The organism is Marinactinospora thermotolerans DSM 45154 (assembly GCF_900167435.1).
Taxonomy (GTDB): Bacteria; Actinomycetota; Actinomycetes; order Streptosporangiales; family Streptosporangiaceae; genus Marinactinospora; species Marinactinospora thermotolerans.
The window spans coordinates 176,502-193,867 of sequence record NZ_FUWS01000012.1; the positions used below are offsets into that span (position 1 = coordinate 176,502).

A 17,366-nucleotide genomic window follows, 5' to 3' on the forward strand; every position below is an offset into this window, starting at 1 on the left:
GAAAAGAGCGCGGCGACCGGTGCGGGTGGGTATCAGGACACGATCCCCGCTACCTTTGGGCCAGACGGAGTTTGGACACCGTCGGGGAGGGTCGCTTGCCGTCGGATGGGCTCCCGAAGAACCTGGAACCGTTGGCCGCCGGAGATCCGGCGACCATCGGTCCATACGTGCTGGCCGGACGCCTGGGCAGCGGAGGAATGGGGACGGTCTACCTCGGCCGCGCCCCCGAGAAGGGTGCCCAGGTTGCGATCAAGGTGATCCGGCCGGAGCTGGCCTTCGACGAGGCCACCCGGGCCCGCTTCCGCGACGAGATGGAGAACGCCCGCAGGGTGGCCTCCTTCTGTACCGCCAAGGTGCTCGACCACGGCACGTTCGAGAACCGGCCCTACATGGTCACCGAGTACATCGCCGGGACCGCGTTGGCCGAGCACATCGCCACGCATGGGCCGCTCGACTCCAGCACCCTGCACGGTTTCGCCCTGGGCGTGGCCGCCGCGCTCGCCGCGATCCACGGCGCCGGCCTGGTCCACCGCGACCTCAAGCCCGCCAACGTCCTGCTGTCGTTGTCGGGTCCCCGGGTGATCGACTTCGGCATCGCCAGGGCGCTCAACACCGCCACCAACCACACCCAGACCGGGATCGTCATGGGCAGTCCCGGTTGGATGGCCCCCGAGCAGCTCCTTGAGGAGAAGGTCACCACCGCGGCCGACATCTTCGCCTGGGGATGCCTCGTGGCGTTCGCCGGGACCGCGACGCACCCCTTCGGCAACGGTGACGCGATGACGCTCGGCAAACGGGTGCTCTTCGCCGAACCGCAGATCAACGGTCTCGACAGCCCTTTGGACCGGCTCGTCGCCCAGGCCCTGGCCAAGGAGCCCGAACGGCGTCCCAAGGCCCAGGACCTCCTGCTGGCCCTGGCCGGAGGCGGCGGGAACACCGAGGACAGCGGCGACGCCAACGACATGGTCAGCCACGCGCTGCACCAGTCGTGGCGGCCGAACCTGCCCCCGATCCCGCCCATGCCCCCGCAACAGCACCAGGGCGCGCCGGGACCGCACCAGGGCGGCGGCCCGCGCCACCCTCAGCAGCCCGCTCCCCTGCCCGGCCAGGCCCCGCAGCACGCCCCGTCCTATCCCGGCCACCCCGGCCCGCCCGGCGCGGCCCCGCAGGGCGCCCACCAGGGCCGGCAGATGGGGCACCTCGGCGCGCCCGGCCCCGCTCCACAGCGGCCCGCCCACCACACGGGGCAGTTCCCCACGGCCGGCCCCCAGCACGGCGGTGCGGGAGCGTCCTCGGGGACCCAGCATCCGGCCCCCGCCCGAGGTCCCTCCGGCGCCCGACCCCAGGCCCAGCCCTACGTCCCGCCGGTTCCACCGCCCCCGCGCGCACCCGCGCAACCCGCCGGCCGGCGCAACCGCTGGCTCATCGTGGTCGCGGTCACGGCGGTGGTCCTGCTCATCGCCCTGTTCGCGCTGCTGACCGCGCTCGGCGCCAACGGCCTGTCCTGGCCCTGGCAGGACAACGCCTCCTCCTCCGGGCAGGAGGCCCCCTCGGCCGACGGCCCCGCCGAGGACGGCGACGGCGCCGACCCCGCCCCCCGGTTCTCGGGCAGCGACGGGACGCTGAACTTCACGGTGCTGGACTACCGCTGCGGCACCGGGATCGGCGGCCGGCCACAGTTCCCCGAGCGCACCTACTGCGTCTTCCCGGTCCAGGTGCGTAACCTCACCACCCAGACGGTCGAGATCCAGCCCGAGTGGAACCGGCTGTTCGACAGCGAGTCCATGGAGTACCTGGCGACCGATCCGACCCCGGAGGAGGCCGACCAGTCCCTGTGGGGGCGGATCGGCCCCGGCGAGACGGCCGAGGGGGAGATCGTGTTCGCCATGGCGGCCGACACGCAGCCCTCGGTCCTCATCCTGCACGGCCGCGAGACGAGCGAGGGCGCCCGGATCAGGCTGGCGACGACGCCCGCGGGAGAGCCCGCCTGACGGCCGCGGTCCGATCAGGCCGGGCGGTTCTCGGCGATGCGGGCGAACGCCTCGACTCCCAGCGCCTCGCCCCGGGTGGCGGGCTCCACCCCGGCCGCGCGTAGCGCCGCCTCGGCCGCGGGCGCCGAGCCCGCCCACGAGGCCAGGGCCGCCCGCAGCGTCTTGCGGCGTTGCGCGAAGGCGGCGTCGATGACGGCGAACACCTCTTCCCGGGAGGCCGTCGTCGCGGGAGCGGCCCGGCGGCGCAGCTCGACCAGGCCGGAGTCGACGTTGGGCGCCGGCCAGAACACGTTGCGCCCGATCGCCCCAGCCCGGCGCACCTCGGCGTACCAGGCGGCCTTGACCGAGGGGGTGCCATAGGTGCGGCTTCCCGGCTCCGCCGCGAGACGGTCGGCGACCTCGGCCTGGACCATGACCAGGCCCCGCCGCAGCGAGGGCAGCAGTTCCAGGAGGTGCAGCACCACGGGCACGGCCACGTTGTAGGGCAGGTTGGCCACGAGCGCCGTGGGCGCCGGTCCCGGGAGCTCGGTGATCCTCATCGCGTCGGCGGTGACCACCTCCAGGCGGTCGGCGAGGCCGGGGGCGTGTTCGGCGACCGTCCCGGGCAGCGCGGCGGCGAGCCTGGGGTCGATCTCGACCGCGGTGACCCGGCTGACGTGGGGGAGCAGCGCGAGCGTCAACGATCCCAGCCCCGGGCCGACCTCGACGACGACGTCGTCGGCCTCGACACCGGAGGCGCGCACGATCCGGCGCACGGTGCCGGCGTCGATGACGAAGTTCTGGCCCAGGGTCTTGGTGGGGCGCACGCCCAACCGGTCGGCCAGCCGCCGAACGTCGGCGGGGCTGAGGAGCCGGGCGGTGCCGGAGGTGTCGGGAGAGGTCACCCTCCCATTTTCGCAGGACCGCGACGCGCCCCGGCCCCGGACCGTCCTCACGCGAGGAGGACGGTCCGGGGCCGGGGAAGCGGTCACTGGTGCAGGTGGACGCCGCACACGGGCCACTGGCTCTGCCAGTTGCCGCCGACCATGTTGTAGAGGGTCTTGGCGCGCATCGTCTGCTCCTCGGGGCTGGCCTCGCTCGGCAGGCCGCTGCCGCCGGCCGACTGCCAGGTGGGGATGGAGAACTGGTACAGGCCGTAGTAGCCGGCGGGGTTGACCGCGGTGGGGTCGCCTCCGGACTCGCACTGGGCCAGCCCGGCCCAGTTGAGGCTGTCGGCGGAGCCGCCCACGTTGGGGTCGACCTCGGGCTCCTCTTCCTTGGTGCCGATCTCGGTGACGCCGGCCACCGGTTCCTTGACGACCTCCTCCTTCAAGACGACCTCGGTCTCCTCGCCCTCCTCCATGACCATGGCGTAGGTGACCTTCTTCACGCCGTCCTCGGGCTCGGTGACGACCTTCTTCTCGCCCTCGTCGAGGTCGGGGTTCTCGCGCTCCTCGACCTCGGCCTCGATCGGGACCTCCTTGGTCTTGGGCTCGCCGAGCAGTTGCGTGACGTCGATGACCATGCCGTCGGTGACCTTGGTGTCGGCCGCGGGCTCGACCTCGTCGTGTTCGCCGAGCGTGATGCCGTTCTCCTCCAGCACCTCTCCGACGGTCGCGGCGACGGTGTCGACCTCGATCCGGACCTGGTCGCGCAGGATGACGAGGTGGCGGCCTTGACGCGCTTCGACGCGCAGGCCCTCCAGGGGGATCTCCTCGCTGCGCTCGACCGACAGGGTGAGGGCCTCGTCGGCCAGCCCGATCTGGCCGAGAGCCTCGCCGACGGTGAGGGCGGTGACCCGGTGGGTCTGCTCCTCGCCCTCGATGTCGAGGATGAGGTCACGGGCGCTGCGGACGAGGATCATCCCGCCCTGGCCGAGCTCGGTGTCGGGGGAGGGGGCCACCGCGTCCTGCTCGTCCAGGGCGACCCCGGCCGAGTCGAGCACCTCGGCGACGGTTCCGCCGAAGGTGTGGACCGTACGGGTCTGGCCGTCGACGTCGACCGTGATGCGCTTGTCCATGGCGAAGGCGGTACCCCCGCCGGCGACCAGGAGGGCGACCGCGGCGGCGACGCCGATGACCAGACCTCGGGGACGTCTACCGCGGCGGGGAGAGGAAGCGGAGGGACCGGCCGAGGCGGCGGGGGCCTTGGCCCGGCGGCGGGAACGGCGGGAAGGTGCAGACCGGATGCGCACGATTCTCAGACCTTCGCGATCACAGGGAGGAGGAAGCGGGGGCGGAGCGGTCCGCCGGCTCGGGCCCGGCGGTCTCCGGCGAGGGGCGCGCGGCGCGCGGAATGCCCGCTGTACCGACGATCGCCGGCATCCGGAAGTTACCACAGGGGCCACATTTCTGCTTTGGGGATGGCCGAATCAGAAGCCATTGGCGGCTGTCACGACCCGAACGCCATCTGGAGACGGACGAGTCGGCACAATGAGGAGCCCAACCGGAAACGCCGCACCACCGTGGAGGTCGCGCATGGGTCCCCTCAATGGAATACGGGTCGTGGAGTTCACCGGGATCGGCCCCGGCCCGATGGCCGCCATGCTCCTCGCCGACCTGGGCGCCAGCGTCATCCGGATCGACCGGCCCGCCGCGGCCGAGGCGGCCGGCCGGGGACAGGTGCCGCACATGAGCGCGGGCCGTCCCGTGATCGGCGCCGACCTCAAAAGCGAGGCGGGGCTGCGCACCGCGCGCGAACTCGTCGCGGCGGCCGACGTCCTTCTGGAGGGCTTCCGGCCCGGTGTCATGGAACGGTTGGGCCTGGGGCCGGACGAGTGCCTCCAGGCCAATCCGGGGCTGGTCTACGCGCGGATGACCGGCTGGGGCCAGGACGGACCGCTCGCCCACCGCGCCGGACACGACATGAACTACATCGCGCTCAACGGCGCACTGCACAGTTTCGGACGCGCCGGACAGGCACCGCTGCCACCGGCCAACCTCGTCGGTGACTTCGGCGGCGGCACGATGTTCGTCGTCACCGGCATTCTCAGCGCGCTCGTGGAGCGCCAGCGTTCCGGGCGGGGGCAGGTGGTCGACGCGGCGATGGTCGACGGCAGCGCGCTGTTGATGTCCATGGTCTATGAGGACCGCGACCGTGGCGCCTGGAGCGACGAACGCGGCACCAACTACCTCGACACCGGCGCCCCCTGGTACGACGTCTACGAGTGCGCCGACGGCCGGCACGTCAGCGTCGGCTGCATCGAACCCCGGTTCTACGCCGCGTTCCTCGACGGGTTGGGGCTGGCCGACGCGGACCTGCCCGACCAGTGGGACCGGGACCGCTGGCCCGAGCTGCGTGCCCGCTTCGCCGCGGTGCTGCGCACCCGCACTCGCGCCGAGTGGGCGGAGGTCTTCGGCGACACCGACGCCTGCGTCCAGCCGATCCTGTCGATGGCCGAGGCCCCCGACCACCCGCACGTGCGGGCGCGCGGCTCGGTCGTCCGCAAGGGCGATCGCGTCTTCCCCGGCCCCGCCCCGCGTTTCAGCCGGACCCCCGGCCGGACCACCCGCGACCCCGACTTCGCCGCGCCCTCGTTGGAGGACACGCTGAAGGAATGGGGGGTCTCCTCCCCCTGACCGGGGACGGCCCGGGCGGGGCCGGGCCCGTCCCCGCCGTCAGGCCAGGCCGAACGCCCGCACCGCGTTGGCCGCCACGGCGGAGGCGAGCTCGTCCTCGGCCATGTCCTTGGTCTGGGCCAGCGAGCGCAGCGTGTGCGGGATCAGGTAGGGGGCGTTGGGACGCCCCCGGTAGGGCTTGGGGGTCAGGAACGGGGCGTCGGTCTCGACCAGGATCAGTTCGGACGGGGCGACCCGCGCGGCCTCGCGCAGCGGCTCGGCGCTGGCGAAGGTGACGTTTCCGGCGAAGCTCATGAAATAACCACGGTCGGCGCACACCTTGGCCATCCGCGCGTCCCCGGAGAAGCAGTGGAAGATCACCGTGCGCGGCGCGCCCTCCTCCTCCAGGACCCGCAGCACGTCGTCGTGGGCGTCCCGGTCGTGGATCATCACCGCCAGGTCGTGGCGCCGGGCGATGTCGATGTGCCGGCGGAAGGACTCCTGCTGGGCCCGCACCCCCTCGGGTCCGGTGCGGAAGTAGTCGAGACCGGTCTCGCCCACCGCGCGCACCTGGGGCAGCGCGGCGAGCCGGTCGATCTCGGCGAGCGCGTCCTCAAGAGCGGCCATGCCGCCCGCCGGACGACGCTTGCCGGCCCAGTCGGTGTCATCGGGTTCCACGCCCGGCGCGCCGTCGCCGTGGACGATCCTGGGCGCCTCGTTGGGGTGCAGCGCGACGGCAGCCCACACCGTCTCGTGGCGGGCGGCGACGTCGGCCGCCCATTGTGAGGACGGAAGGTCCACCCCCACCTGGATCAACGGGGTGACGCCGACCGCGGCCGCCGCCGCGATGATGTCGGGGACGTCCGGCGTCTGCATGTCCATGTGGGTGTGGCTGTCGGCCACCGGGATCCGCAGCGGCTCGGGCGCGGGTGGCGGCGTCTGGGCGTTGCGGTTGCGCACGGCCTCACCGCTGCGCTTGCTGGTACTCACGGAAGTCCAGTCTATGGACGGGCGGGCGAGAGCGTTGCGGACGGCTTCGGCGGGCACCCGCGTCATCGGGCGGCGCCCGCCGGGATGCACCCGTCTCGCGTCTCCGGTCCCCGCGCGGGGACCGGAGACGCGACGGGATCAGCCCGCGGCCTCTTCGAGACGCGCCAGCTCCTCGTCGACCACGCTGGGGTCGAGCTTGGCGAACAGCGGGGTCGGGGGCTCCAGCGGGGTCCCCGGCCGGATCGGGATGGACTCCCAGCGCGCCTCGCTGTCGGCGTAGTCGCCGGTGATGACCGGGTAGGTGGAGGTGCCCTCCTCGCCGCCGATGGAGTCGGTGACCTCTTCCAGGCGCGGCATCGCCGACCAGACCCCGGTCCCGCCGAGCATGGCGTAGACCTTGTTGGAGGACGCGGGGAGGAAGGGCGTCAGCAACGTCTTGGCGTCGTCGACGAGCTGGAGCGCGACGTGCAGCACCGTCCTCATCCGCTCCGGGTCGGTCTTCTTCAACGCCCACGGGGCCTGGTCGGAGATGTACTTGTTGGCCTCGGCCACGGTGCGCATGGCCTCTTGGAGGCCGGCCTTGAACCGGGAGCGGTCGATGTGGCCGCCGACGACGTCGAAGGCCGCCTTGGAGGCGTCCAGGACACGGCGGTCCTCGTCGGTGAGCTCGCCCGCCTCGGGGATCGCGCCGATGTTCTTGGCCGCCATCGAGATGGAGCGGTTGACGAGGTTGCCCCACGCGGCGACGAGCTCGTCGTTGTTGCGACGGACGAACTCGGCCCAGGTGAAGTCGGTGTCCTGGGTCTCGGGTCCGGCCGCGATGATGTAGTAGCGCAGCGCGTCGGCGGAGTAGCGCTGGAGGAAGTCGCGCACGTAGATGACGACCCGGCGGGAGGAGGAGAACTTGCGCCCCTCCATGGTCAGGAACTCGCTGGAGACCACCTCGGTGGGCAGGTTCAGCTCACCGAGCGTCCCGGGCCGGCCGCCGCGGTCGCCCTTGCCGTTGTAGCCGAGCAGCATCGCGGGCCAGATCTCGGCGTGGAAGACGATGTTGTCCTTGCCCATGAAGTAGTAGGACTCGGCGTCCTCCGCCTGCCACCAGCGCCGCCACGCCTCGGGGTCGCCGCTGCGCTGGGCCCACTCGATCGCGGCCGAGAGGTAGCCGACGACCGCGTCGAACCACACGTAGAGCCGCTTGTTGGCCTGTTCGCTCCACCCCTCGATCGGGATGGGAACGCCCCAGTCGAGGTCGCGGCTGATGGCGCGCGGCTGGAGGTCGTCGAGGAGGTTGAGCGAGAACTTCAAGACGTTCGGCCGCCACTGCCCGGCCTTGGACTTCAACCACGTTCCGAGGATCTCGGTGAACGCCGGGAGGTCGAGCATGAAGTGCTCGGTGTCGACGAACTCCGGGGTCTCGCCGTTGATCTTGGAGCGGGGGTCGATGAGGTCGACCGGGTCGAGCTGGTTGCCGCAGTTGTCGCACTGGTCGCCGCGGGCGCCGTCGTAGCCGCAGATGGGACAGGTGCCCTCGACGTAACGGTCGGGCAGGGTGCGCCCGGTGGAGGGCGAGATGGCGCCCTTGGTGGTCTTGGTGAAGATGTAGCCGTTGTTGTAGAGCCCGGTGAAGAGCTCCTGCACCACCGCGTAGTGGTTGGCGGTCGTGGTGCGGGTGAACAGGTCGTAGGAGAGGCCGAGCGCGACGAGGTCCTCGGCGATGATGCGGTTGTACCGGTCGGCGAGCCGGCGCGCCGTCACCCCTTCCTGGTCGGCGAGGACCTGGATGGGGGTTCCGTGTTCGTCGGTGCCGCTGACCATGAGCACGTGGTTGCCCGACATTCGCTGGAACCGGGCGAAGACGTCGGAGGGGACCCCGAATCCGGAGACGTGCCCGATGTGGCGAGGGCCGTTGGCGTAAGGCCAGGCCACTGCGGTCAGGATGTGGCGTTTCGACGACATGACACAAGCCTAAAGCCGCACGCGCCCGGATTCGCACGTCTTCCCGACCGCGCGCGGCCGCTGCGGCGCGACCTTTTCGTGAGGTCCCCTCGGTAGGGTGTGAAACCTGAGGCCCAGGTGGCCGCGCCCGCCCCCGTGGGACGTCACGGCGGGTGTCCCGCGGCCTCCCATGACCCGAGGGAAGGTGGTCACCCCGGTGCTGCGTGCCCTGGCCACCCTGCTGGCCGCCTTGGTGGTCGCGCTGTGCGCGCCGGCTCCGCCGGCCGCGGCCCTCGGGCTGCCCGAGCCCTCGCCCCGGCCCGAACGGTCGTCCTCCTTCACCGTCGGCTTCGGGCCGCACGCGGTCATCGGCCCCGCCGACTCCGCCTCCATCGCGCTGGCCCTCGCCAAGTGGGGCGGTGAGCACCGGTCGGCCCCGCGCGACCTCCCCGACGGCTACCTGCCCGGTGTTCCGGCGCCGCGCCGGTCCGACGGCGACCACCGCCTCCCGCCGCCGCCGGGGGAACAGGGCCGGCCCGACGCGGGCGTGCCCTCGGTTCTGCCGCCCAGCCGCGCGCCCCCTCACGACGCCGCTCCCCCATCCCCGTCCCCGGCCCTGCCGGGGAGTCCCGACCAGTCGTGAGAGGCCTTTCCATTGTCCAGTTCATCGGGAGCCGGAAGCCGCTGGCTACGCGGTATCGTCTCCCTTCTCATCGTGCTCGGTGCGTTCACCGCGGCATGGTTCATCCCGCCGAAGCTGGGGCTCGACCTCAGTGGCGGCACCCAGATCATCCTGGAGACCCAGGACGGTGACGACGGCACCGAGGCCAACGCCGAGAACACCGACAAGGTCGTCGAGGTGCTGCGCCAGCGCATCGACCGGCTCGGTGTCAGCGAGGCGACGATGTCGCGGTCCGGTGAGAACCGGATCATCGTCGAACTGCCCGGCGTGCAGGACCCGACCGAGGCCGCCGAGATCATCGGCCAGACGGCGCAGCTGACCTTCCACCCGGTCCTCGGCGTGGCCCCGGCCCAGGGGACCGGGGTGCAGGCGCCGGCCGACGAGGCCAACGCCCCGGCCTCGGGCAGCGAGGAGACCCCCGAGGAGGGGTCGGGCGGTTCGGAGCTGTCGGAGCAGGACCTTCAGGAGCTCCTCCAGGGCCAGACCGGCGGCGCCCCGGCCGGTGGCGCCCCCGCCGCCGACCCCGAGGACGTCGCGCTGACCCTCCCCGACGACCAGGGCCAGCAGCTCCAGCTCGGCGAGGCGTCCATCAAGGGCGACCAGGTGGGCAACGCCGAGGCCGGACTCGACCAGTTCCAGAGCAACTGGATGGTCAACGTGACGTTCCGCGGCGAGGGCCGCGAGGCGTGGCGGAAGCTGACCGCCGACGCCGCCTGCTACGACACCGGCGACGTCCGGCGTCGCGTCGCGATCGTCCTGGACAACGAGATCATCTCCTCCCCCGAGGTCAACACCGACGTGGCCTGTGACGCCGGCATCAGCGGCGGCACCACCTCCATCACCGGTGACTTCGACCAGGAGAGCGCCAACGACCTGGCGGTCCTGATCGAGGGCGGTTCGCTGCCGCTGCCGGTCCAGGAGGTGCAGCGCCAGACCGTCGGACCGACGCTGGGCGAGGAGGCCATCCGCGCCAGCTTCATCGCCGGCGGGGTCGGCATCCTGCTGACCGCGGTCTACATCTGCTTCGCCTACCGTTTCGCCGGCTTCCTCGCCTCGGTCGCGCTCGCCTGCTACACCCTGATCGCCTACGCGGCGCTCGTGGTGCTCGGCGCGACGCTGACGCTGCCGGGCCTGGCCGGGTTCGTGCTCGCGATCGGCATGGCGATCGACGCCAACGTGCTGATCTTCGAGCGGGCCCGTGAGGAGTACCAGCGCCAGGAGCGGGTCTACGAGGCGAACAAGTCCGCCGGCATGGCCGACGCGACCGAGTCCGAGGCCGAGCAGGCCGAGGCCGGCGTGCTGTCGCGCCGCCGCCGCCGGGCGATCCCGCCGAACCTGCAGAAGGCGTTCCTCACGGGTACCCAGAAGGCGTGGAGCGCGGTCCTCGACACCAACGTCACCACGTTGATCGCCGCGGCGCTGCTGTTCTTCCTCGCCTCGGGCACCGTGCAGGGCTTCGGTGTGACGCTGGGCCTGGGCACGCTCGCGTCGATGATCTCGGCGCTGGTCATCGCCCGGGTGTTCGTGGAGTGGGCGGTGCGCCGCAAGGTGGTGCGCAAGCACCCCGGCATCAGCGGCATCTCGCGGATCAGCCGGGTCCGCGCGTGGCTGACCCGCCGCAACCCCGACCTGATGAAGCGCAGCACGCTGTGGCTGGCCATCAGCGGGCTGATCACGGTCGTGGCCGTCGTCGGCATGGTGGTGCGCCCGCCGAACTTCGGTGTGGAGTTCACCGGCGGCCGGGTCATGGACTTCACGACGAACGAGACCATCAGCGTCTCCGAGGCCCGCGGGATCGTCTCCGACGCGGGGTTCCCCGAGGCGGTGGTCCAGGAGTCCGGCGACGGCGACATCTCGGTGCGCACGGGCGAGATCAGCGACCAGGAGGCCGCGAGCATCCAGGACGCGCTGGGCGAGCAGGCCGGTGGGGCCGAGCGGATCAGCGACGAGAAGATCGGCCCGAGCATGGGCGACGAGCTGCGCAACAAGGCGCTGCTCGCGCTGCTCGCCGCGCTGGTGCTCCAGATGGGCTACCTGGCCTGGCGGTTCCGGTGGTCCTTCGGCGTGTCGACGATGGCCGCGCTGGTCTTCGACATCGTGCTGGTCATCGGCCTGTTCTGCTGGCTGGGCAAGCCGATCGACGGCGTCTTCCTCGCCGCGATCCTGAGCGTCATCGGCTTCTCGGTGAACGACTCCGTGGTCGTGTTCGACCGTGTTCGCGACGAGTGGGCCCACGACACCAAGTCGCCGTTCTCGCGGATCGCCAACAGCGCGATCCTGCACACCCTGCCGCGAACGGTGAACTCCGGTATCGGTGGCCTGTTCATCCTGGCGACACTGGCGATCTTCGGTGGTTCGTCGTTGACGGACTTCTCGATCGCGATGCTGGTGGGCCTGATCTCGGGCATGTTCTCCACGATCTTCGTGGGGACACCGCTGGCGATCTGGTTGCAGAAGTTCGACAAGACCCCGCCCCCGCACGTGGTACGGGAGAAGAAGACGCGGCAGCGCTCCGAGATGCGCAAGGCCCGCGAGAAGAGCGACGGCGCGGTCGTGTGACCGCCGCCGTCCCGGCCTGACGACGCCCCTGGCGCCTCCCGCGCCAGGGGCGTCGTCCCTTTCGGGCGGGGTCGGGAGCGCGCCTGAGCGGGGCCGGCCCCGCTCAGGCGCGGTGGACGGCGTCGTAGACCTCGCGTTTGGGGACCCCCAGGCGCCGGGCCACCTCCTGGATCGCCTGCTTGCGGGCGACCCCCTCGGCCTCGCGGGCGGCGACGGCCGCGGCGAGCTCCTCGGGGGTGCGGTGCCGCTCGCCTTCCACGGCCCCCGCGACGACAATGGTGATCTCGCCGCGCACCTCGCCCGCGGCCCACGCGGCGAGCTCCCCCAGGGGGGCGCGGCGCACCTCCTCGTAGGTCTTGGTGAGCTCCCGGCACACCGCCGCGCGCCGGTCCTCGCCGAACACGCGCGCCATCGCGGCGAGCGTGGCGGCCAGGCGGTGCGGCGACTCGAAGAAGACCATCGTGCGGCGCTCGGCCGCCAGCTCGGTCAGCCTGGTGTCCAGCCCCTTGCGGGGCGGGAACCCCTCGAAGCAGAAACGGTCGGTGGGCAGGCCCGACAGCACCAGGGCGGTGGTCACCGCCGAGGGTCCGGGGATCGCGGTGACCCGCACGCCGGCCTCGACGCAGGCGGTGACCAGCCGGTACCCGGGGTCGGACACGCCCGGCATCCCCGCGTCGGTCACGACGAGGACGTCGCGACCGGCCCGCAGGTCGTCCAGCAGTTCCTCGGCGCGGCGGCGTTCGTTGGCGTCGTAGTAGGAGACCACGCGGGCGCCGGCGGTCCCGCCGAGCCGGACGCCGATGCGGGCGGCGAACTGGCGCAGCCTGCGGGTGTCCTCGGCCGCGATGATCGCGGCGTCCTCCAGCGCCTCGCGCAGCCGGGGCGGCGCGTCGTCGTCCTGTCCGATGGGCAGGCCGGCCAGGACCAGCGTCCCGGTCCCCGCCTCGACGGTTCCGCCGTTTTCGCGCTGCATCACTGGAAAATCCCCCGAACCGCGTGGAAGGTACGGCCATGAGAGCCGTTGGAAGCGTCTGGCCCCCCGCTTCCGGACGAAACCGGCATGACGCCGATCCGCGTCCGGCCGTGTGCATCTAGTATGGCGGCGTCGACGCCATCGCCCCGTCCCCGGGGCGGGCACCGAAGTCCTTCTCCGCCGGTCCGGGCCCAGTGCCGGGCCGGGGAACCGGACGGCCGTGCGGTGGCCCACCGGTTCCGCGGGTGTCGCGAGGCCCCGCCGTCGCCACGGCGGCGTCGCGGTGCCCATCCCGGCAGCTGACCCCCTTGCTGCCGTCAGCCGAAGGTAGCGGAAAGGAGACGGCGCTCCCCCGCCCCCCGCGTGCCGCGGGACGCGGGCCGGGGGCTCCTCGCCGAAGAGACGCATGACCACCACAGCCCTGACCCCGGCCCCGGCCCCCGGCCCCTCCCTCCGCTCGCGGCTGGTGCCCCCGATGCCCCGGCCCGCCTGGGTCGGTTGGCTGGCGGCGGTGCTCGTGGCCCTGTTCGCCGGCGCACTGCGGTTCATCCGTCTGGGAGAACCCGCCCAGATCTACTTCGACGAGACCTACTACGCCAAGGACGCCTTCGCGCTGCGCGAGTTCGGGGTCGAGCACGAGTCCCTGGAGAACGCCGACGAACTGCTCGCCCAGGGGGTGCACGACATCTGGACCGGCGGGGGCGACTTCGTCGTGCACCCGCCGCTCGGCAAGTGGCTGATCGCCCTGGGCGACTCGGTGTGGGGGCTGCTCCCGTTCGGCGTGTCGATGTCACCGACCGGGTGGCGGGTCGCCGCGGCCTTCTTCGGCGCGCTGTCGGTCCTGCTGTTGGTGCGCGTCGCGTTGCGGATGACGCGCTCGGTGCTGCTGGGGGCCACGGCCGGGCTCATCATGGCCCTGGACGGGCTGCACTTCACCATGAGCCGGATCGCGATGGTGGACATCTTCCTGATGACCTGGGTCCTGGCCGGCTTCGCCTGCCTGGTGGTCGACCGGGACCGGACCCGGGCCCGTCTGGCCGGCCTGGTCGACGCGGGCCGGGAGCCGGCCTCGTGGCTGGGCGTGCGCTGGTGGCGGATCGCGGCCGGCCTGTTCCTGGGACTGGCCTGCGCCACGAAGTGGTCGGCCCTGTTCTACGTGGCGGCCTTCGGCCTGCTCACCGTCGCCTGGGACTACGGGGCGCGGCGCACCGCCGGACAGCAGCGGGCCGGCCGGGTCTGGTTCCTGGCCGACGCGGTCCCCGCCTTCTTCTCGATCGTGGGCGTCGCCGCGGTGACCTACCTGGCGTCGTGGGCGGGCTGGTTGACGAGTTCGCTGGGGTGGGGCCGCGGTTGGGCCGCGCAGAACGTGACCGGGCTGTGGGCGAAGCTCCCCGAACCGGTGCTGGCGGTCGTCAACCCGTTGCGCAGCCTGGCGTACTACCACGCCGAGATCATGTCGTTCCACAGCGGCCTGTCCAGCCCGCACGACTACGCCTCCCGCCCCTGGGAGTGGATCGTCATGCGCACGCCGGTCGCCTTCTACTACAACGGCGACGAGACCGAGTGCGGCGCGGTGAACTGCTCCAGCGCGATCCTGGGCATCGGGTCGCCGGCGGTGTGGTGGCTGTCCATCATCGCGTGTGTCGTGCTGCTGGGCTGGTGGGTCACCTACCGCGACTGGCGGGCGGGGGCGGTGCTGTTGGGTGCGGCGGCGAGCTGGCTGCCATGGTTCGCCTACCCCGAGCGCACCATGTTCGTGTTCTACGCGCTGCCGATGCTGCCCTTCCTCGCGCTGGCGATCACGCTGTCCCTGGGACTGCTGATGGGCGGCCCGTCCGGCGAGGCGTCGCGGTCGACCGTGGCCCGGGCGGCGACCGGGGTGGTCTTCGGCGTGGTGATGCTGTTGATCGTGGCCAACTTCGCCTACCTGTACCCGGTCCTCAGCGCCGAGGTCATCCCCTACGACGCCTGGGCCGACCGCATGTGGTTCCCCACCTGGATCTACGGCAACGCCTCTCCGGAGTGATCCGTCACCGGTCTTCCCCTACCGTTCATCGGGAATTCTCGTGGGCTCGCCACGCCGGATTATTCGCTTTTCGGCTATGAATTTCCTCGCGTGAAAGTCTCGGCAATCCCGGGATAGGGCTGGTAGTGTCATTGACCGGTTGCGGTTGTAGTTTCCATGGATGCCCTAGGCGCCTCGCGGAACTTCACGTGGGCGCTTGTTCGAAGGGCGTTTGATCACTCCCGGGGGCGGGCGCCCGGCAACCCGAGACCAGCAGGGTGCGGTCTCGTTGTAGTCCCCAAAGGGAGAGCAGATGGCTCAGGGCACCGTGAAGTGGTTCAACTCTGAGAAGGGTTTCGGGTTCATCGCCGTCGAAGGCGGCGGCCCGGACGTGTTCGTTCACTACTCGGCGATCGCGGGTACCGGCTTCCGGAACCTGGAAGAGGACCAGTCGGTCGAGTTCGAGATCACGCAGGGCCCCAAGGGCCCGCAGGCGTCGAACGTCCGCGCGCTCTAGTGTTCAAGGACTTCTCGTGACGGACTCCGGGGGTCCTCCCCCCGGAATCCGTTCCGATGGTCCGGCGTACCCGTAGCGGGTACGTCCGCCCCGGCTGGCCGGGGCGGGAACGGCGGGCCACGTCTGTCGTCTTACTCGGCCCTTCGCTCGTCTCCCGGGCGAAGGGCTTTTCCGTTCCCTCAGGTCCGCATCCCGTCGGGTTCCCCGCCCGACCCCTCGATCTGCGCCGGGGCCACGGCCCCCAACCTGCGCACCTGCTCCCCGAGCGCCGCCACCTGCTCGCTCAGCGCCCGCAGTTCGGCCATGACCACCTCGTGCTGGACCAGTTCGAGTTCCTGGTCCTCCTCCCAGCGGGGCGCGTTCATCTCCTGCTCCATGGTGGTGACCATGACCGCGATGATGAGGTTGAGCACGATGAACGCGCTGAGCACGATGAAGACGACGAAGAAGACCCAGGCGTAGGGCGCGTCGTCGATCACGGAGCTGGAGATGTCGGGCCAGTTCTCCGTGGTCAACAGCATGAACAAGGTGTACATCGTGGTACCGAGGTCGCCGAAGTACTCCGGCGCGATGTCCTCGAACAGTTTCTCGCCGAGCACCGCCGCCGTGTACATGATCACGAACAGCAGCCCGATGACCGTCCCCAGGCCGGGCAGCGAGCGCAGCAGCGCCGAGACCACCTCGCGCATGTGCGGGATGACGCTGATGAGACGCAGTAGGCGCAGCACCCGCAACAGCCGTAGCACCGACAGACCGACCGCGGCCGGGATGACGGACAGCCCGACGATGGCGAGGTCGAACCAGTTCCACGGATCGCGGAAGAAGCCCCTTCCGTGGGCGAAGACGCGCAGCGCCAGCTCGGCGACGAAGAACGCCACGAAGACGTGCTCGACCGTTTCCAGGTGGTGGAAGAGATGGGAGAAGCGGTCCTGGTAGGTCTCGATCCCCAGGGTGATCCCGTTGAGGACGATGACGGCGACGACGGTGTTCTGGAACCACCGGGCCTCGACCATCCGCCGTGTCCGTTCCCGCGCTCCGCCGTTGCGCACCGTCTCCTCCTCACGCGCCCCGGCCACCCTAGCGGGCGCCCCCTTCGCCGCCCGCGGGTGGATCCGGTTCGCGCGTGAGCCTGGTCCCATCCGTCCGCTCCGGCTCCGCCGGCGTACGGGACGCGGCCGGACCGCTGTCCCCGATCACCAGGACAGCGGTTAGTCTGCTAGGTGGCGTGACCGGCCACGAGGGGTCGCTGGAGGAGAACGGATGTTCAACATTGGGGCGGGCGAGTTCATCGTCCTCGCTGTCCTGGCCCTCCTCGTCTTCGGCCCGGACCAGCTCCCGAAGGCCGCGGCGCAGGCGGGGCGGGCGTTGCGGCAGCTCCGCAAGCTCGCCGACAGCGCCAAGAACGACATCCAGCAGGGGCTGGGACCGGAGTTCAAGGACTTCGAGGTCGAGGACCTCAACCCGAAGAGGTTCGTGCAGAAGCACTTCTGGGCCGAGGACGACGACGAGCCCGCGCCCCGCAGTCCGGCCGCGCGCCTGAACGGTCGGCGTCCGCCGTTCGACCCCGAGGCGACCTGAACCGTAACTTCGGGGGAAATCCGCGCCGTGGGCGTCCGCTCCCACGGTCACCCGAAGGTCAGCACCACGACCAGGCCCACCACCAGCACGACCGCCGAGCCGAGCATCACCACCGGTGAGCTCGCGACGAGGACGAGGAGCTCCGTGACGGCGGTGCCCCCTATGATCGCCGCGCCCCACGGCCACCGCGCGGCCGGCTGCCACCCGTGGCGCTGTTCCCGCTGGATGACGACGAGCAACGCCACGCCCACCGCGGCCCACATCAGCAGGTGGGCGACGACCCTGGCGGTCACCGGAACGTAGTCGGCCAGGCTCGCGGTGACCATCACGAACAGCGCGGTGCCGGCCAGCAGCCCCCAGTGGCCCCTGCGGCGCAGGACCGGGATGGGTTTGAGCCGGGCCGGGGTGGTGCGCCGGAAGTCGCGCACCGGGGGCGTCTCGGCCTGCGTGGCCTCCTCGTCGTACCCGTCCCAGCGCTCCGACGCCTGTGTCACGTGGCCTCCCGTCCCGCGCGGGCATCCGGCACCGCCCCGCGCCCTCCTGGAAAGCATCACCGCCCGTGGAACGGCCCAACCGTGGACCGCGGCGACCGAACCGGGA

The 17,366-nt window shown here is 71.6% G+C and carries 14 protein-coding genes; 7 read left to right on the top strand and 7 right to left on the bottom strand.

All coding sequences use genetic code 11. The annotated features are described in order from the left end of the window. The first annotated feature begins 95 nt into the window (after positions 1 to 95). Positions 96 to 1,991 carry a protein kinase domain-containing protein gene (locus B5D66_RS20695; protein ID WP_078763505.1) on the top strand — a complete coding sequence of 632 codons (1,896 nt, stop codon included), beginning with the start codon at positions 96 to 98 and terminating at the stop codon, positions 1,989 to 1,991. Between the two features lie 14 nt (positions 1,992 to 2,005). On the opposite strand, the gene rsmA is transcribed toward B5D66_RS20695, so the two are convergent. Both rsmA and B5D66_RS20705 read right to left on the bottom strand, forming a co-directional pair. After that, entirely contained in the window at positions 2,006 to 2,875 is an 870-nt protein-coding gene (rsmA, locus tag B5D66_RS20700) for a 16S rRNA (adenine(1518)-N(6)/adenine(1519)-N(6))-dimethyltransferase RsmA (RefSeq protein WP_078763447.1), read from the bottom strand. Between the two features lie 83 nt (positions 2,876 to 2,958). Continuing rightward, complete coding sequence (locus tag B5D66_RS20705) at positions 2,959 to 4,164, bottom strand: resuscitation-promoting factor (RefSeq protein WP_235001128.1); 1,206 nt, start codon at positions 4,162 to 4,164, stop codon at positions 2,959 to 2,961. A 283-nt stretch (positions 4,165 to 4,447) separates the two neighbouring features. Between B5D66_RS20705 and B5D66_RS20710 the strand changes: the two genes are divergently transcribed. Continuing rightward, the gene (locus tag B5D66_RS20710; protein WP_078763448.1) at positions 4,448 to 5,548 is read left to right on the top strand and encodes a CaiB/BaiF CoA transferase family protein; all 1,101 of its coding nucleotides are present in this window, start codon (positions 4,448 to 4,450) and stop codon (positions 5,546 to 5,548) included. 39 nt (positions 5,549 to 5,587) lie between these two features. Here the strand turns inward: B5D66_RS20710 and B5D66_RS20715 are convergent, their stop codons facing one another. Continuing rightward, entirely contained in the window at positions 5,588 to 6,517 is a 930-nt protein-coding gene (locus tag B5D66_RS20715) for a TatD family hydrolase (protein ID WP_235001129.1), read from the bottom strand. A gap of 138 nt (positions 6,518 to 6,655) precedes the next feature. Next, entirely contained in the window at positions 6,656 to 8,473 is a 1,818-nt protein-coding gene (metG, locus tag B5D66_RS20720; protein ID WP_078763450.1) for a methionine--tRNA ligase, read from the bottom strand. Positions 8,474 to 8,642: 169 nt separating this feature from the next. Here metG and B5D66_RS20725 point away from each other — a divergent pair, with 169 nt between their 5' ends. After that, the gene (locus B5D66_RS20725) at positions 8,643 to 9,095 is read left to right on the top strand and encodes a hypothetical protein (RefSeq protein WP_144390229.1); all 453 of its coding nucleotides are present in this window, start codon (positions 8,643 to 8,645) and stop codon (positions 9,093 to 9,095) included. 12 nt (positions 9,096 to 9,107) lie between these two features. Then, positions 9,108 to 11,693 (top strand): protein translocase subunit SecD, encoded by a 2,586-nt coding sequence (gene secD / locus B5D66_RS20730; protein ID WP_078763452.1) that lies wholly within the window; start codon positions 9,108 to 9,110, stop codon positions 11,691 to 11,693. A gap of 103 nt (positions 11,694 to 11,796) precedes the next feature. Here the strand turns inward: secD and rsmI are convergent, their stop codons facing one another. Beyond that, positions 11,797 to 12,666, bottom strand: a complete 870-nt coding sequence (gene rsmI, locus B5D66_RS20735; RefSeq protein WP_078763453.1) for a 16S rRNA (cytidine(1402)-2'-O)-methyltransferase — start codon at positions 12,664 to 12,666, stop codon at positions 11,797 to 11,799. 406 nt (positions 12,667 to 13,072) lie between these two features. Between rsmI and B5D66_RS20740 the strand changes: the two genes are divergently transcribed. Together B5D66_RS20740 and B5D66_RS20745 are read left to right on the top strand one after the other, a co-directional pair. Continuing rightward, entirely contained in the window at positions 13,073 to 14,692 is a 1,620-nt protein-coding gene (locus tag B5D66_RS20740; protein ID WP_078763454.1) for a dolichyl-phosphate-mannose--protein mannosyltransferase, read from the top strand. Between the two features lie 292 nt (positions 14,693 to 14,984). Further along, the gene (locus B5D66_RS20745; protein WP_067975405.1) at positions 14,985 to 15,188 is read left to right on the top strand and encodes a cold-shock protein; all 204 of its coding nucleotides are present in this window, start codon (positions 14,985 to 14,987) and stop codon (positions 15,186 to 15,188) included. A gap of 179 nt (positions 15,189 to 15,367) precedes the next feature. Here B5D66_RS20745 and B5D66_RS20750 read toward each other — a convergent pair whose 3' ends face one another. Beyond that, positions 15,368 to 16,237, bottom strand: coding sequence for an ion transporter (locus B5D66_RS20750; protein WP_235001130.1), 870 nt, complete (start codon positions 16,235 to 16,237; stop codon positions 15,368 to 15,370). A gap of 211 nt (positions 16,238 to 16,448) precedes the next feature. Here B5D66_RS20750 and B5D66_RS20755 point away from each other — a divergent pair, with 211 nt between their 5' ends. Further along, entirely contained in the window at positions 16,449 to 16,766 is a 318-nt protein-coding gene (locus B5D66_RS20755) for a sec-independent translocase (protein WP_078763455.1), read from the top strand. Between the two features lie 47 nt (positions 16,767 to 16,813). On the opposite strand, the gene B5D66_RS20760 is transcribed toward B5D66_RS20755, so the two are convergent. Next, positions 16,814 to 17,260: a hypothetical protein gene (locus B5D66_RS20760; RefSeq protein WP_078763456.1), complete on the bottom strand. Its 447-nt coding sequence runs from the start codon at positions 17,258 to 17,260 to the stop codon at positions 16,814 to 16,816. Between the last annotated feature and the right edge of the window lie 106 nt (positions 17,261 to 17,366).

Excerpts from the sequence above, each read along its gene's own strand:
- metG (WP_078763450.1), bottom strand. The coding sequence starts at position 8,473 with ATGTCGTCGAAACGCCACATCCTGACCGCAGTGGCCTGGCCTTACGCC.
- B5D66_RS20745 (WP_067975405.1), top strand. The coding sequence starts at position 14,985 with ATGGCTCAGGGCACCGTGAAGTGGTTCAACTCTGAGAAGGGTTTCGGG.
- B5D66_RS20740 (WP_078763454.1), top strand. The coding sequence starts at position 13,073 with ATGACCACCACAGCCCTGACCCCGGCCCCGGCCCCCGGCCCCTCCCTC.
- B5D66_RS20755 (WP_078763455.1), top strand. The coding sequence starts at position 16,449 with ATGTTCAACATTGGGGCGGGCGAGTTCATCGTCCTCGCTGTCCTGGCC.
- B5D66_RS20725 (WP_144390229.1), top strand. The coding sequence starts at position 8,643 with ATGACCCGAGGGAAGGTGGTCACCCCGGTGCTGCGTGCCCTGGCCACC.
- B5D66_RS20710 (WP_078763448.1), top strand. The coding sequence starts at position 4,448 with ATGGGTCCCCTCAATGGAATACGGGTCGTGGAGTTCACCGGGATCGGC.
- rsmI (WP_078763453.1), bottom strand. The coding sequence starts at position 12,666 with ATGCAGCGCGAAAACGGCGGAACCGTCGAGGCGGGGACCGGGACGCTG.